Origin of the sequence: Salisediminibacterium halotolerans (assembly GCF_003814815.1) — a bacterium.
Classification (GTDB): domain Bacteria; phylum Bacillota; class Bacilli; order Bacillales; family Salisediminibacteriaceae; genus Salisediminibacterium; species Salisediminibacterium halotolerans.
In genome coordinates, this window is record NZ_RKQQ01000001.1 from 156,306 (window position 1) to 171,634 (window position 15,329).

Below are 15,329 nucleotides of genomic sequence, written 5' to 3' on the forward strand. Positions count from 1 at the left end.
GCAATTTTCCGTAAAACGTTCCAAAAATTTTCTGAAAAATGTAAAATTTGATGTGTTGGACGCTTGGCGTCTGATCAAACGAACGACAGGGGGAATGGTTTCATGAAACGAACGTTACGCACGCCGCTCATGTATGGATTGATTGCGGGATTGGCGTTAGCGCCGGTTTCGGCAGCGCTTGCCGACGACACCGGCCCGATCGCGGACGATCCGGCGGAATTGCAAGTCAATCTTGATGAGCTGGAAGATGAAGAAGCGACCGTGATCGTCGAGCTGGAAGCAGACGCGATCCGCGCCGCGGAGCAGCAAGGCGCTTCGCAGTCGCGCGAGGCGCTCGAGCAAGAACGCAATGAGGTCATCGCTGAGTTAGAAGAGAGCGTCGACACGTTCGAGGTGACGCGTGAATACGATTACTTATTCTCCGGGTTTGCTGTCGAGCTGAACTCGGCTGACCTTGAACACGTCCTCGACGTCGCGGGGATCGACGCGGTGTATCCGAACCAGGAATATGAGGTGACGCCGGAAGTCGAAGCGGAGCCGCTCGACGACGAGGTGTACTCGCCGGAAATGATGGACAGCGCGCCGTTTATCGGCGCAAATGACGCCTGGGACGCCGGCTACACCGGCGACGATGTAACAGTCGCGGTGATTGATACCGGGGTTGATTACACGCACCCGGATCTTGAACATGCCTTTAATGAAGACATGCTCGGCTATGATTTCGTCGATGACAACGCCGATCCGCAAGAAACGACGCCCGATCAAGGCGATCCGACAAATCACGGCACGCACGTCGCCGGCACTGTTGCCGGCAACGGCTTGATTCAAGGCACCGCGCCCGATGCGTCGCTCCTTGCTTACCGCGTACTCGGCCCCGGTGGCTCCGGCACAACCGAAGACGTGCTCGCCGGGATCGAACAAGCCGTAGAAGACGGCGCTGATGTCTTGAACCTCTCGCTTGGCGCGCCGGTGAACGATGCCGATTACGCGACGAGCATCGCGCTCGATGTCGCGATGGCCGATAACGTCGTCGCTGTAAGCTCCGCCGGCAACAGCGGACCGGACAACTGGACGGTCGGCTCGCCGGGCACATCGCGCGACGCGATTTCTGTCGGTGCGACGCAGCTGCCGTACGACACGTACACAGCAGAACTGACGACCAATGGCGATGCCGCCTATCCGTCCGCGGAAGTAATGGGCTTTCCGTCTGAAGAGGAGCTGCTTGCGTTAAATGACGGCGACTACACGTTCAAAGACGCCGGCCTCGGTTTTGCCGAAGACTTTGAGGACCGCGATTTTGACGGAAAGATCGCGCTCATTTCGCGCGGGGAAATTCCGTTTGTCGATAAAGCGGCGAGCGCGCGCGACGCCGGTGCTGTCGGCGCGGTGATTTACAACAATACCGACGGCGAGCAGCCCGATGTGCCGGGAATGCCGCTCCCGACAGTGAAGATGTCGCAAGCGGACGGAGCGGAGATGCTCGCGGAACTTGAAGCGGGCAACGATACCGTCAACTTTGATTTCGCCTTTGACGGCACGGTCGATGAAACGGTCGCCGATTTTGCTTCGCGCGGACCGGTAATGGATACGTGGATGATTAAACCGGACGTGAGTGCGCCAGGGGTTGATATCGTCAGCACGATTCCGACCCACGATGCCGATAACCCGCACGGCTATGCGTCGCTGCAAGGAACGAGCATGTCCGCCCCGCACGTTGCCGGTGCGGCCGCGGTGATTTTGCAGGCGAATCCGGATTGGAGTGAAGAAGACGTCAAAGCGGCGCTGATGAATACCGCACAAACGGTCTACGACCCGGAAGGCGAACGGTATCCGCACAATACGCAGGGCGCCGGAAGCATCCGCCTGCCGGACGCACTGGAAACCGAAACGCTCGTAACGCCGGGGAGCCACTCGTTCGGCACGTTCACAAAAGAGCAAGGGCGCGAAGTCGAACGGCAATCGTTTGAACTGAAAAATACGAGCGACGAGCGCCAGCGCTACGAGCTCGAATTCGACGGGCCGGACGGAATTAAAGTGCAGACGAGCAACAACTTGAACGTCCAGCCGGGCGGCACGCAAGACGTCAATTTCGGCGTCCAGGTCGATGCCAACGGGCTTGAATCCGGCTATTACAGCGGCACGTTCACACTGTCAAATAACGACGAGAGCGTCGAAGTGCCGACGATCCTGTTCGTCGACGAGCCTGACTATCCGTTGATGAATAACTACAATTTTGACATCGTCGGCAGCGAGTATTTAGGGCTTGTCGAGCTGCCGATCGGCGCCGACGAGTTCAGCCTGCGCGTCCGTGACGCCGAGAGCGGCGAACTGATCAGTGAAGAAGCCGAAGCGGAAAATCTTGACGCGGGCCGCCACGAATTCCTTTGGGACTTCACCGTTGACGGCGAAGCGCTCGAACCCGGGAGCTACGCGCTTAACGTCTACGCGGCCAAAGACGACCGCGAAACCGAACTGCCCGGACCGGTATTGACATTGGAGTGATTTTGGATTGATCGAGTGATAAAGAAGCCCGCTTTCCCTTTGTTGGGAAAGCGGGTTTTTAGCTATTATGTTGAGGTTAGCCATACAGCCACTAACCTCCGCTTTCCCCGGGTTAGAACTGTTGAAAAAATACTGGATAATCAGAGTCAGTTTTGATTAATAGGTTGTATAGAATAAGGGAGGCTATGAGCCCTGCTCAAACTCGCTTGCCGCGGGCAACGCCTCAGCCTCCTCAGAAGCGAAACCGCTTCTTGTGGGGTCTTCGGCAGTTGCTTTTCCCGCAGGCGTCGAGTTTGCTCCGGTCTCATAAAACCTCTCACTCAAGTTAAGAGAATAATACGAACGTTTTATTGATCATCTGCTTTTACAACAGCCTTCTTGTTTTCCTAAAGGCGTCGGAGGAGTGGATGCATGGCTTCTTTTTATCGGTGTCACAATCGAGCATGAATTCAAGAAAATTTTTCTTACTCACCTGTTTCGTTGGCAAAGTAATAAATCCAGCCTTCTTCTTTTACATCTTCTTTGTGATCCTCAGGAGGACCTTGCAGTTTTGGCAGCAGTAAGCCGTTCGTGCCAAAAGAAATGGCGTATAAAGCACAGATACAGGCATCATAAGCATCTGTTCCTGGCGCTACATTTGATGGGAAGAATTCAGCTAAATCCTCGTAAACCTCTTTAAACTTTTTCTCTTTTAGCAAAGCCGGGTACACTTCAATAATAACTCTGCGATCGGCCGAGTTTGGGTCGGTAAACGGATAAATCTGAAAGTATTCTTCTTCCTGCCAAAGTTTCGTATGCAGCATTGCAGCCGTTGCATTGTTTCCGATGCGATCAAAAGCGGCTGATAACGGTTTTTTGCCAAAAACTCTCTGAATCTCCCGGTCTGTGTATCTGTAAGCGAGAGGATTGTCTATTTCTCTTTTCGGTTTGACCATCTCCGGCCTCCCGCCATTGAGAAGTTCAGTGAAAGCTGCGGGAAATCCAAGGGGAGCGTCTACCCCGAGCACAATTAACGTATGTTCATCGACAGATGATAGATTAAAACTCGGATCCACTTGTTGAATAAAGTGTTTCAATGAGAGTAAATTGTTCTCCGGGATCGATACTTCGGCCGGGCTCCCGAGCCAGCTTATACGATTTGTCTCCCGTTTCCATTCACATATCGCCGCCCCGTGATTGTTGCCCATCCAGCCGCCGACATCCCAGCCAATTCCGATCACTCGATTGAAATCCATTGTCATGAGCTCCTTTTTATCCTTAAATCTCATTGAATAAGGCATTCTAGAACGAATATTTCACTTAGTTCAGTATAAATATTTCTGAGCGCAAGTAAAACCGTTAATCTTTTTCAATTAATAATGCTTTTTCTTTTTCAAAAGGAATGAGGATATGGAGTCTCTCTTATTTATTATTAACCCTCAAATTCAACATGTTTTCTGCAAGTTGTAATGAGCCATTTATTGAAACACTCTAAACCGAACGAGAGCTGCTTTAATCAGAACTCATCAGGATTTGATCGGACTGCTTAGAAACGTTTACGTTTCTGTTCGTCTAGTCCTTTTATCTTTTTACTTATTTTTAAAACTTAAGACTCAACACAATTCATCTATATGGTAATATATATACTGATTATATACATATCGGAGGGTTTTGATGAATATTTATGGGAAAAAAGTTTTGGTTGCCGGAAGTCTGCTTTTACTAGCAGCTTGCGGCAATGATGAAAATGAGGAGCTCGCAGCCGAAAATGAGGCTGATGAGAATAATCGCGGTATTTTGTCGGATGATAATGAAAATCTGGCTGACGACAATAATGAACAAACTGAAAACAGCGACTCGAAAGAAAACGCCCCCGAGCCTGACCCTGAGGAAAACATCGGCAATTTCAACGGCAACCTCGCCCAAGGAGGGCGTCAAGCTTATCATGAAGATGTCTTTTACGTTTCGGCAGCATTGGACGAAGAACACGGCATTTACGCTGTACCTCTGGAAACGAACGAATACGAGCAATTAACCGACGGTAAAGCTCAGGACATGCACGTTACAAATGACGGGATTTATTACTTAACTGACCCCGGCTATGATAACGACGGTGACGAGATCAAATTGATTCATTACGCTTTTGATACCGACGAAAAGAACACATTGGACGAAGGAAACCTTCGAAACTTGCAAATGAATCACGATGGTCTCTGGTACTTAAAAGCCGGTGACGATGCTGGGATGAACTTATATAATATGGACTTGACAACAAAGGAAAAAGATAACCATGGCTGGGGACAAAAAGGTATTGTCATTGATGGCGACGACGCGATTGCGATATCAGAAACGTTTGTTTTTGATATCGACGGACCGAAAGAACAAGAACTTGGCGATCCAGTCATCGATCAAGCATTTCCACCCGTTATCTTAGAAGATGGAGTCGTTTACTATAACGGTGGAAACGGTATTGAAGCTTATGACCTCGACAACGGTCAAACGATCAAAATCACAAGCGAAAGCGTGCGCGATTTTAACGTGCGCAACGGGACTGTTTATTTTACACCTGATTTTGAGGCAGAAGCTTCCCGAGAAAGCTACCGCGTGGACACTGACGGCACAAACGAAGAAAATTTGGAAGGAATTTCGTATACTTACTATATGTTCGATGACTTTGCCGTCCATTCTTCAGGCCGTCATGGAGTTATTTTATATTCAAAAATAACTTATGATAGTGAAGAAAGCGAAAAGATTTATTACACCAATCCAGGGATGGAAGACTGAATAAAAACGCCGGAAAAGCCCGATCAAGACTTTTTCCGGCGTTTTCAACTATCTTTCTCATATTTTTTCGTCTCACTTACGGCAGATAAAATTTCCTCTGTCAATTCACCGAAAATAGGTTTCTCCGTTACCATTTGTTGCAACCAGTTCGCTCCCCAAAAATTCATTTCTAGGAATACTGGATAACCTTGAGGCGAAACAGCAATATCCCAAGTAATAAAATTATGGTGCAATATATATTCATGCAGTTCTGTTACAAATAATTTGAACTCTTCATAATTCGGAACTTGAACGTTATTTTCTTCAAAAGAATAACCGGTAGTTGGATGTTTCTTATAAAAATTTGCCTCTTTATCAATCGCAAAATTTTTGAAAAAACCTTCCTCTGTAACTCCTGCCGAAATTCCACCTTTGCCGCCATTATCTTGTATACTTTTATCCTTGCCAAATCTGCTATATGTAAGAAGATGATGAATTTCACCCTTCCAGCGAAGCGTTACCATACGAAGTGTATTTAATGAATGAGGGTGAGGTGCAGACATGATTTCATGCTGTTGGATCACCGTCTGAATTAGATAGTTTTCACCCCAAATAGATTCGATGTTTTTTAAATTCACTTTGTTTTTCCCTAACAAATATTGACCAGATCGATAAACTATCTTTGCAATTCCTTTACCATCATCACTTTGACTCGCTTTCACAATCAAATCCATCTGTTGCCGCATAATCCGGTTAGCTGCTTCAGACCGAGTCAGAAATATATTTCGACCATCGAAATACTGACCATTTACTCTTTTTAAGATCGTATTTGCTGTACGATCAGAAGGGATTAATCTATCATACATATTTTTATCTTTGTACATTCCTAATTGATTTTTATCATTTAAGAAAGGGATAATTTCAAATCTCATTTGCTCCTGCGGAATTATTCGAGGTTCATAGTTTCCAGTCAATGAATAAAAGGCTGTCGGTAAAACAGTATCAACGTTTTTATAATAATGTTCTTCCCAGTAATTTCGAACCTCGCTTAAACTATCAGCATGGCATGTTTCCAAATAGTGATGTTTTCGAAAGTTCTCAAAGTATTTCGAATAAATATTCATACCAAGTTTTTCGTGATAATCGCGATAACGTAAATAGTAGCGCAAATCTTGAAACTTCGTACGAACCGATTTGGTTAAAACCTCGTTCAGTTCTTCCCAAGACGAATCTTCAAAAAGTTTAACAGCATTCTCATGTTCGTTTTGTAATTGTTCGATTTTTTCTGGCAACAGTTTATAGACAGGGTCAGCTGTTACCGTGCTCTTTTTTAACGCCTCAAATGCTTTTAAAACCGTATTATATAGAGTGATCGCAGAATGGTATTCTTTCGCATCGAGCGCTTCGATGGATTGATCAAGCGCGTCTGTCGATCGGTCTATTAATTTAATTTCTAATGCCTCTAAACTTGTCAAGTGCGTCAACCTCTTTTCTTTCATGATGTCATCGAGCGAGGGATTTCCATAAAGATAAACCGTATCTTCCTTCTAATATTTTTCTTTTATTTATATCGGCTGCACATGAATTTTTTAACATGATTTGTAAAAATCTGCTCACAATCATGAGGAAATATCTGAACATAAGAAATAGATGCCGACATTTAACTTTTCGGCATCCATAGGTATTAACATTTATAACTTATGTCACACTGCCGCTCCCCCACAGCTCGGTCCCGCCGGAGTGCGCGGTCTGTGCGTGGGTCTTTTCATCGACCAGCTGCATCTTTCCGGGTTGTTCATGGTGGTGCCAAACCATCCCGTCCGGTGTTTCGCCGTTGGACACTTGTTCGAGCTGCTCGGCCGATAAGCCCATTTGTGAAGCGAGCATCGGATCGGACGAGAGCGCCGAGTGCAGCTGTTCATTGGCGATCGCATTGTGCACCGCGCCGTCTTCAGTATACACCTCTGCCGGCACCGCCGCTGTGAAACTCGAATCGAACACCGGATAAACCCCGCTGACTTCGGAGCCGTCGCTTAACGTGATGGTTTGCTGTTCGAACGGCACACCGGTATCCGGATGGACCGAGCCCTGCACACCCATGTTTCTCGTGTTCAGCTCTTCCGACTCTTCGCCGGAAACGATATCGACCCCGGCAAACTCGAGCGCCCCTATACCCATAAACGCGACAGCACCGATCTTCGCAACATCGCGCATCGCGGCATGTCCTTTCGCATAATCACCTTGAGAATACCCTGTCACAGCATTGTACGCCGATTTCCCGGTAAAACTCACGCTGTTTTTCAACCCCTTGCCAATGCGTACCGACGATTCATGCAAATCCGCGCAGGCCGTCTCTTTATGATACGGGTTGCTCTTCATAGCGCCGTAGCCGCCGCGAACCGCCCCGTCAATGAATTGACCGGTATTTTCCAGCGAATGTTTCGACGCATGATAAATCCCGTCGCCGACTTCACCGAACCACTCGCCGGTACGGGGAAGCTCCTTCCCGATCGCCTAGCCGGAAAGTTTCACTCCCCCGCCAATGACACCGCCCCCGACGGTCCCAGACAACTTGCCGACATTCTTCCCCCATCCCATCGAACCGCCTCCCATTAAACCCTGAGCAGATTATAAGTATTTTCTATATTAGTAAGTATTTGTGCTCAGTAATTTCATGATAACACACTTATGTTTCACTGGAAGGATAATCTCCATATAAATACCCGGCCAAAAAGTTAATTGATAATATCTATCAAATTTCATAAATACAAACCATTGACAATTTAATAGATATCTCCCGCTCGAAGTTTTTCCGCCACTCTTTTTTGTTCTTTCTCATCTGTGCTCAATGCTAAAACACGTTGTCCTTTCACATAAATTCGACCTTTACCGATACCTTTTAGATCAGATTGCTCGTAGGCAACTTCGTTGGCTGGTGAACCTTTATTAAGATCAAAAGATTTCCCGCGTCGAAAAGACGCTTTTTCTTTATCATAATTCAGGTATATCAACTGTTTTTCGACAGCTATCTGCTCTTTTTTAGCAAGTCTTTTAAAACGATTCATAAAATATGTATGAAACGATAAATCGGAATATAATTCATTAAATCTTAAATTGATTTCATCTTTTTTAAACATTTCCTCCTGTGCTGAAAGAGAATCTCCAAACTCTTGAGATTTAAGGTTTCTTATCTCAGTCAGTTTTTCTTTTTTATCATCTTCAAGTGCTTTCGTTTCAGCCCTCAGCTCTGAAATTTTCCGATTATACATATTGCTATGTTTCTTTTCAGCTTCATATTTTGCATTTAATTCCTTATTCTCAGCATCAATTGCATCGATTAATTTCTTAGATTCATTTATTTCTCTTTCCTTTTTAGCAATATACATATTTAACTTTTCAAATTTTTCTGCGGTACTAGTAAGTTCATGTTCTGACTGTTCTAATTCTGTTTGTTTTTCTTTTCTCTCGTTCTCGTAATTTTCGACAGTTTCAATCAGACGGTCCAGTTTTTTTACATTCTCATTGTAATCTTCCTCAATGATTTTTTTATCATCTTTTAATTTTTGAATTTTCGTTTCATAACTGCTCACTTCATTATCTTTCTGACCTATCTCTTCGTTTAGTTCGGCAATTTTCTTTTCTAGGTCTTCCCGAGTCGTATCAAGACTATTATATGATTCAATGTAATTATTTAACTTATTTTCTAAAAGTTCCTCTTGATTTGCTTTAGAATTTATTTCAGCTTGCATTTTATGTAACTCGTCTTCTTTTAGTTTCTGATAACTCTCATAATCATTTTGTAATTGCGCATTTTTCTGTTCAAATTCTTGATATTTCAGCTCATAATGTTTCACACCTTCATTCTTTTCATCGATCAATGTCTGAATTTCATTTATTCGTTTCTGTTTCTCCGTCAATTCTTCTTGCTGTTCCTTCGAGAGTTTTTTAAGTTGCTTTTGTAACTCATCGACGTCTTCTGTTAATTGATTTTTTTCTTCCCAATAAGAGTTATTCAGATTTTCAGCTTCATGAAGTTTCTCTGAAATTTCATGATAATTTAGTTCAATAGTTGCTTTTTCTGTTGAGATATTTTCTAGCTCCAGCTCAAATTTCTCTTTTTCTGCTTGGTAATTTTTCTTCAATTCTTCATTTTTTTTCTGTACTGCAGCCAGATCTTTCTCATACTTCGTTTTTGTATTTTTCGTTTCATTTAATTCCTTTGTGATGCTGTCAATTTCTTCACGGCTCATTTTTTTCTCATTCGCTAAACGGTGTTTCTCTTTATTTAATGCTTCAATTTCTTTGTGCCGATCTTTCAGTGTTTTCGATAATCGCTTCCTTTCCGATTCCAAATAACTTTTTTTCTGTTGCTCTTCCGTTAACTGTTCTTCCGCTTTTTCTAATCCTTCTTTTACACTGTGACTTTCTATTATTAATTCTTCCGTCTTCCTTTTTTGTTCGTCTAATTTTATGTTTTGAATATTCAACTGCTGTTCTAATGACTCTTTGTCTTTTAATAATTTCATTCGTTTATAAACTAAATCACTCTTTTCTTTTTCACCTTTCTCAATGGTTTCTTTTAACTCGGTGATGTATTGATAATCTTTGCTGTTTTGCAATTTCTCTTGCATTGTATGTATTTCTGACTCTTTATCCGTGATATTATTTTCCAATTCTTCTTTCTCACTCAGCATTTCTTGCATTCTTAATTCGTTTTGCATCATCGCTAATTCCGTTTCATCATCGAATTCTGGGTAATTTAGCTTTTGTCTGGCATTAAAACTTTTCTTCTCTTCTTCCGAAAGTCTAGCTGTTAAAATTTTACTTTTTACTAACGGAGTTGATTCCTCACCCGTTTCAGTCAGTATCGTAATAAGGAAAAGCTGCACTATGAACAAACCGGTTATCGTTATGAATGTTATCGGGATCAAAAGAAGCAGAAAACTGCTTAAAAGCACAAAACTTCCTTCTTTCGTTTTTTGCATAACAGGTTTGTTATCCCACTTAATCAGCTTTTGGTGTTTCAACACCAGTAACAGCCCAGATAACATCACAGCCCATATGAAATTATTAAGCATTGGCGCCTCGACATAATTGTGTACAGCTGCCATGCTGATGGCTAATAACAATATTATCGGTATTATTGACTTATTCTTTGCCAAAATTTTATAAAAAATTATATTTTTTCGCATGTATATCATCCTTTTTTATCTTATAATAACTGCGAGGAGGTTTTTTTAATGGTTAACATCCAGACAATCAAAGAACAGGCTGTGTACTTTACCAAACGCTTAATTTTCATCTCTCTTATTCTGTTTTCATTGCATCTTTTTACAAATGAAATGATACCAATTATGGACGGTTACAAAATAGAAATTATTAACATAGCGGACTTTATCATGAATCATGCAGCGATTTTTATAATCACAATGTTCATAGCGATCGTTTTGTTTTATACCATAAAAAGCATCGGTAAAAAAATTCGCTTCTTATTCAGCGAAGAAACAACTGTTAAAGATATTTATGAAGAAAGTCTCGATGCCTGGAAAGCAAAAAATTATGACTCTGTTTATGAAAATATGAACTATATTTACCAGATGTCACAAAAAGAAAATATACATAATGTTTATACTGAAACTGCTAAAGCTACAATCATGTTTCAAAGAACTGATTTCTCCGCAGAAACTCTTACAAAAGAAGATGCAGTGCCGGTTATTGATGCCCTAATAAGCACCTACAACTATAAAGAATTAAACTTAAACACGATTCATTTGTCGTATTCCTTTTTGCATCTAATAAAAATGGAAGAGGACATTAGCAAAAAAGCGGTTTTACATTTAATCGTTTCCTTCTTGTTCAGCCGAGCAGATCCAGTGAATTTCGACAATCGTGTGAAAATGGAAGCGCGCATTTTTCAATCATACTTCGAACAAAATACAGACTCTATCCTTAATCTTATTTCAAATGAAACCTTTCAAACGATGACCCATAATTCAGCGTTAAGTGAGGAAGAGTTCAGAACACAAATCATTCCGTTTCTAGCAGAACAAACTTAACATCAGCGGTAGTGAATGACTAAAAATCGAATCTTTCGGTACCGTCAATAAGTTTTTAAAACCCTCTAGGTTAACCTTAGTCATTAGTTAACTTATTCTGCTGTTATTCCATACATTAAATCCGTTACGTCCATCGAACATTATGTGAAGTTCAGAACCCATTTCCTTTAAGTCTCGAAGTTTGCGTGCTGCTCACTTTTTATTACATTCGTCTGAAATTAGATAGATTATCTTTCCACGGCTTCTTTAGAAGGGAGGCTGTTCATCTTTTTTAAAAACTATTCAAATTCGTTCGAGGATATCCTAATCTTCAAGAATTTTTACAAAAAATATTGAATGTCATCAAAAATGCTGTTAGATAACTAGACGCCCGAAAAGCACCCATACGGTTACCATAACTGAACCATCGCAATTGACCTAGATTTAAACTAGCGTCCTAATTTCTCTCGTTGGTTTATGTAGCGGTCATATGCTTGTTGAATTTGCTCTTTTTCAACGAGTGCTTTTTCTGCAAGTGAACGAAAGGAGTCTTGTGTTCCTTGTCTCATTTTTTCCTTTGCTTGGAGCAAATGCAGGTAGAAATCCTTTTTCATACGATCTCGTGTTTTTTCTACTTTATCAGTCTCATAAACGACACTTGCTAAAACATCATCTAGATGTTCAGACACCACCGAATAATCGCGGAAAAAGGTGATCGCCTCGGCATACTGTTGTTGTATTTTTTGATGCGACTTTTCTTCACTTAAAGCCTTTGAAAACTTCTTTAATCCTTGGTCGATAATAACATAGCGTTGTTTAAACCATGATTTAAGTTTTCGATAAGCTACATCATCATAGGAAGGGTTCAACCAACGCTTGAGGACAAATGAAGGCTCGTAATTTTCAGCAAGCCCTTTTTCAAACTCTTGAAGTTCTTCCTTTATCGATTGCAATATTTTCGGAACTTCATTTAAAAACGCTTTTTGTTTTTCTACTACATCATCTTTCTTTTCATCAAATTGCTTTTGATAACTTGCCTCGATGGTTGATTTAGCTGAATTTAAGTCAGTATTCACCTTTTCAACCATCGCAGTAATTGCTAACCGTTCTTTTTCCTGGTCGTGTTCGATCGCTTGTTGAACCCGCTTGACTGTATTTTCATAATCGTAAAAAGCTTCTTTCATCGACTTTTCTTTCACGATATTGGTCCCCACTTTGCCTCCGACTGCACCGACAATACCTACGACAACACCGCCAACGACTGCACCTGCCGGACCACCGACAGCTCCTATCACAGCGCCTGTTTGAGCACCAGCATAACCACCTCCTCCCACTCCTGCTGCGTCTAGACCAACGTTTTTCATTGACGAGCCAAAATCAGTTTTATTCTGGCTATGTAACTTCACTTCTCTATAGGAGGACATAATTAAACTGACAACTGGGATACCAGCCCCCATAGTCGAATCAATTTGATCTATTGACGTTAAACTATCATGTGCCATCTCATGAATTTTCTCTGCTGATATATCATCCAAAACCATGACATTATCATATCCTTCATAAGCTGTTCCTAAATCTTCGTTGGTTATCACTGGAATGTCAGGGTATGTCTCGAAGTGATTGGCGATCACCTGAGGGGTTTCACCCCCTTTAATCTGCCAAGGTTCACCATCCAACAATACATCCCAACCTTCTTGATTCGATGCATCTGGCAATTCAACATCATAGCCCATCTCTTCTAGTACATCAGCAGAGTGCATTTCCATCACATAGCCTTCAAACCTTGTCATCCATCCATCTGCCGAATCAGTATTTAACACATCCAGATATTTATCACTGACATAATCGGTTAGATTGTTAAAGTTACTTAAATCATCGGCAAAAGCAAAGTCCAACGAGTCAATTACCTTTGGATCCACTTTGCTTAAGTAATACATCGAAGGGATTCCACCAACAGCACCAACTCCTCCTGCCTCTCTCCATCTTGAAGCAAAGCGAGGATTACGTGTTCTTATTTTCACTCCATTCAGCTTATCCTCAGGGTTTTCCCATTGCAATTTCTCTTCAGAAGGAAGTACGTGAGCCAGCCTCTCAGTATATACGCTTTCTTTACGATACCTCCATACGACATATACCCCCGTACTTAAAAGTATTCCCAAAATTATAGCCTCAAACATCTGCAACACACCCTATACTATAAGAAGTTATTATGAAAATTATACACACAGGTATTTTTTACTAGATAAATAATAACATAAAATCTGGAATGGATTGTTACTTTTTTCAATCGATCATAAAGACTTGGCACTTTACACAACTTCTATTGACTAGGGAATTTCCCCGGAATAATTCTTTGTTTAGGTGATATCCTGACCATTAAACCTGCTTTAATCTTGCAAGACAGGAGCTTAGTTGCAGATTATCCATTCTCAGAAGAATGCCTCAGCTTAGACATTGTGTACTTTATATGATTTTGTGTCACACTTGAATCACGGAATTGACATGAAACGGGTTCAATTGCATCGTTAATCTCGGTAACAATTGATTTCCCCGATTGATTTCCCCGCATGAAAGAAAATATCAATTCCAGCAACTGAAACAGTTTGACCCTCTAAATTATTTAACTTCGAATTAGACGCGTCTTCAGTTTATACATCTACTCGCTCTTCATTTTCAAAAGCACTTGTACCAATCTGCGTAACGATCACTTCATTCACAGAAATGAATAATGTTTCATTTTCACCTACAAACATGATCATTAGTTGCCGCGGACTGCAATAACGAGATTTATTACCTCTTTATTTTTAAGATAGTTTCCAGCTAGCGTTAAATTCCGTACCGTTTAATAATATGTACTCATCTTCCCCTCCCTATTTCGTAGCAAAAGATAAACAATTAGCTATTTTAAACATTTTTATCAAATTCTCTATATTTATCTTCACTCATGAAAAAATCCTCCGGAATAACCTCCGGAGGATCGTAAATGAACCGATTCTTATTGCAGCAGCTGCAATACGTTTTGCGGCTGCTGGTTGGCTTGCGCGAGCATCGACTGTGACGCTTGGCCTAGAATGTTCGCACGCGTCTGCTCCATCATTTCCGCAGCCATGTCTGTATCACGGATACGGGATTCTGCAGCGGAGAGGTTCTCCGAAGCGTTATCCAAGTTGGAGATTGTGTGCTCTAAGCGGTTTTGCACTGAACCGAGGTCCGAACGCTGTTCAGAAACATTTGTAATAGCATCATTAATAGTTTCAATAGCAGCATCAGCAGCAGTTTGGCTAGAAACATCAATAGTATCATCAAGGTCTGTATTTGCACTTCCATCTAAATCAGCTGCCGCCGTTAACTCTCCTTCAAAAATTCCATCTGCTCCACTCGCGCTCATATCATCAATGTTCAATTCTATACTTTGACCCGTATTTGCGCCAATCTGAAAAGTAAGAGCTTCCGTCTCATCTGCAAGATCTCCATTTAAAAGCTCTTGTGTATTAAATTCCGTATTATCAGAAATACGATCAATTTCTTCAACGAGTTGATCGACTTCTGCTTGTATTGCTTCGCGGTCGCCTTCATCTACATTCGTATCGTTTGCGGACTGAACGGAGAGCTCACGCATACGCTGCAGGATGTCGTGCGTTTCATCTAAAGCGCCTTCGGCTGTCTGGATCAAAGAGATACCGTCTTGTGCGTTGCTACTTGCTTGATCCAAGCCGTTAATTTGCGCGCGCATTTTTTCCGAGATGTTCAAACCGGCAGCGTCGTCGCCAGCGCGGTTGATTTGCATGCCGGAAGACAGTTTCTCCATCGACTCCTGCTGGGCGTTGTTGTTCATTTCCAGTTGACGATGCGTGTTCATCGCCGGGATGTTGTTGTTAATAATCATAAGTAATTCCTCCTTGAATTTTTCCTTCGATCACATCCTTGTGAGTGAAGGGTCTGGATTAAGGTGAAAGGAAAGACCGTCGGCCGCCGACCTTCGTAATTCACCCTTCCCTATCTATATCGGAACTTAATATAAATTGTTTAGATATTTTAATTGTTTTTTCA

General features: G+C 42.3%; 9 protein-coding genes. 3 read left to right on the forward strand and 6 right to left on the reverse strand.

What is annotated here, in order from left to right:
- Positions 1 to 102 precede the first annotated feature (102 nt).
- Positions 103 to 2,502 (forward strand): S8 family serine peptidase, encoded by a 2,400-nt coding sequence (locus tag EDD67_RS00780; RefSeq protein ID WP_121439294.1) that lies wholly within the window; start codon positions 103 to 105, stop codon positions 2,500 to 2,502.
- Between the two features lie 464 nt (positions 2,503 to 2,966).
- On the opposite strand, the gene EDD67_RS00785 is transcribed toward EDD67_RS00780, so the two are convergent.
- The gene (locus EDD67_RS00785) at positions 2,967 to 3,737 is read right to left on the reverse strand and encodes a DUF429 domain-containing protein (RefSeq protein ID WP_158638166.1); all 771 of its coding nucleotides are present in this window, start codon (positions 3,735 to 3,737) and stop codon (positions 2,967 to 2,969) included.
- Positions 3,738 to 4,155: 418 nt separating this feature from the next.
- On the opposite strand from EDD67_RS00785, the gene EDD67_RS00790 reads away from it, so the two are divergent.
- On the forward strand, positions 4,156 to 5,265 hold the full coding sequence (locus EDD67_RS00790; protein WP_121439296.1) for a DUF5050 domain-containing protein: 1,110 nt from the start codon (positions 4,156 to 4,158) through the stop codon (positions 5,263 to 5,265).
- Between the two features lie 44 nt (positions 5,266 to 5,309).
- Here EDD67_RS00790 and EDD67_RS00795 read toward each other — a convergent pair whose 3' ends face one another.
- The 3 genes from EDD67_RS00795 to EDD67_RS00805 form a co-directional block, all read right to left on the reverse strand.
- Positions 5,310 to 6,719 (reverse strand): sugar-transfer associated ATP-grasp domain-containing protein, encoded by a 1,410-nt coding sequence (locus EDD67_RS00795; protein WP_158638167.1) that lies wholly within the window; start codon positions 6,717 to 6,719, stop codon positions 5,310 to 5,312.
- 223 nt (positions 6,720 to 6,942) lie between these two features.
- A complete protein-coding gene (locus EDD67_RS00800; protein ID WP_121439298.1) occupies positions 6,943 to 7,623 on the reverse strand; it encodes an HNH endonuclease in 681 nt (226 codons plus the stop codon).
- A 404-nt stretch (positions 7,624 to 8,027) separates the two neighbouring features.
- A complete protein-coding gene (locus EDD67_RS00805; protein ID WP_121439299.1) occupies positions 8,028 to 10,436 on the reverse strand; it encodes a coiled-coil domain-containing protein in 2,409 nt (802 codons plus the stop codon).
- 48 nt (positions 10,437 to 10,484) lie between these two features.
- Here EDD67_RS00805 and EDD67_RS00810 point away from each other — a divergent pair, with 48 nt between their 5' ends.
- Positions 10,485 to 11,300, forward strand: coding sequence for a hypothetical protein (locus EDD67_RS00810; RefSeq protein WP_121439300.1), 816 nt, complete (start codon positions 10,485 to 10,487; stop codon positions 11,298 to 11,300).
- 428 nt (positions 11,301 to 11,728) lie between these two features.
- Here the strand turns inward: EDD67_RS00810 and EDD67_RS00815 are convergent, their stop codons facing one another.
- Positions 11,729 to 13,456, reverse strand: a complete 1,728-nt coding sequence (locus EDD67_RS00815; protein WP_123875783.1) for a hypothetical protein — start codon at positions 13,454 to 13,456, stop codon at positions 11,729 to 11,731.
- 818 nt (positions 13,457 to 14,274) lie between these two features.
- Positions 14,275 to 15,165: a flagellin Hag gene (gene hag, locus EDD67_RS00820; RefSeq protein WP_121439302.1), complete on the reverse strand. Its 891-nt coding sequence runs from the start codon at positions 15,163 to 15,165 to the stop codon at positions 14,275 to 14,277.
- Positions 15,166 to 15,329: the final 164 nt, after the last annotated feature.

Bases quoted from the DNA above. Each gene is read 5' to 3' on its own strand.
- EDD67_RS00790 (WP_121439296.1), top strand. From the start codon at position 4,156: ATGAATATTTATGGGAAAAAAGTTTTGGTTGCCGGAAGTCTGCTTTTA.
- EDD67_RS00780 (WP_121439294.1), top strand. From the start codon at position 103: ATGAAACGAACGTTACGCACGCCGCTCATGTATGGATTGATTGCGGGA.
- EDD67_RS00810 (WP_121439300.1), top strand. From the start codon at position 10,485: ATGGTTAACATCCAGACAATCAAAGAACAGGCTGTGTACTTTACCAAA.
- EDD67_RS00785 (WP_158638166.1), bottom strand. From the start codon at position 3,737: ATGGATTTCAATCGAGTGATCGGAATTGGCTGGGATGTCGGCGGCTGG.
- EDD67_RS00815 (WP_123875783.1), bottom strand. From the start codon at position 13,456: ATGTTTGAGGCTATAATTTTGGGAATACTTTTAAGTACGGGGGTATAT.
- EDD67_RS00800 (WP_121439298.1), bottom strand. From the start codon at position 7,623: ATGAAGAGCAACCCGTATCATAAAGAGACGGCCTGCGCGGATTTGCAT.
- hag (WP_121439302.1), bottom strand. From the start codon at position 15,165: ATGATTATTAACAACAACATCCCGGCGATGAACACGCATCGTCAACTG.
- EDD67_RS00805 (WP_121439299.1), bottom strand. From the start codon at position 10,436: ATGCGAAAAAATATAATTTTTTATAAAATTTTGGCAAAGAATAAGTCA.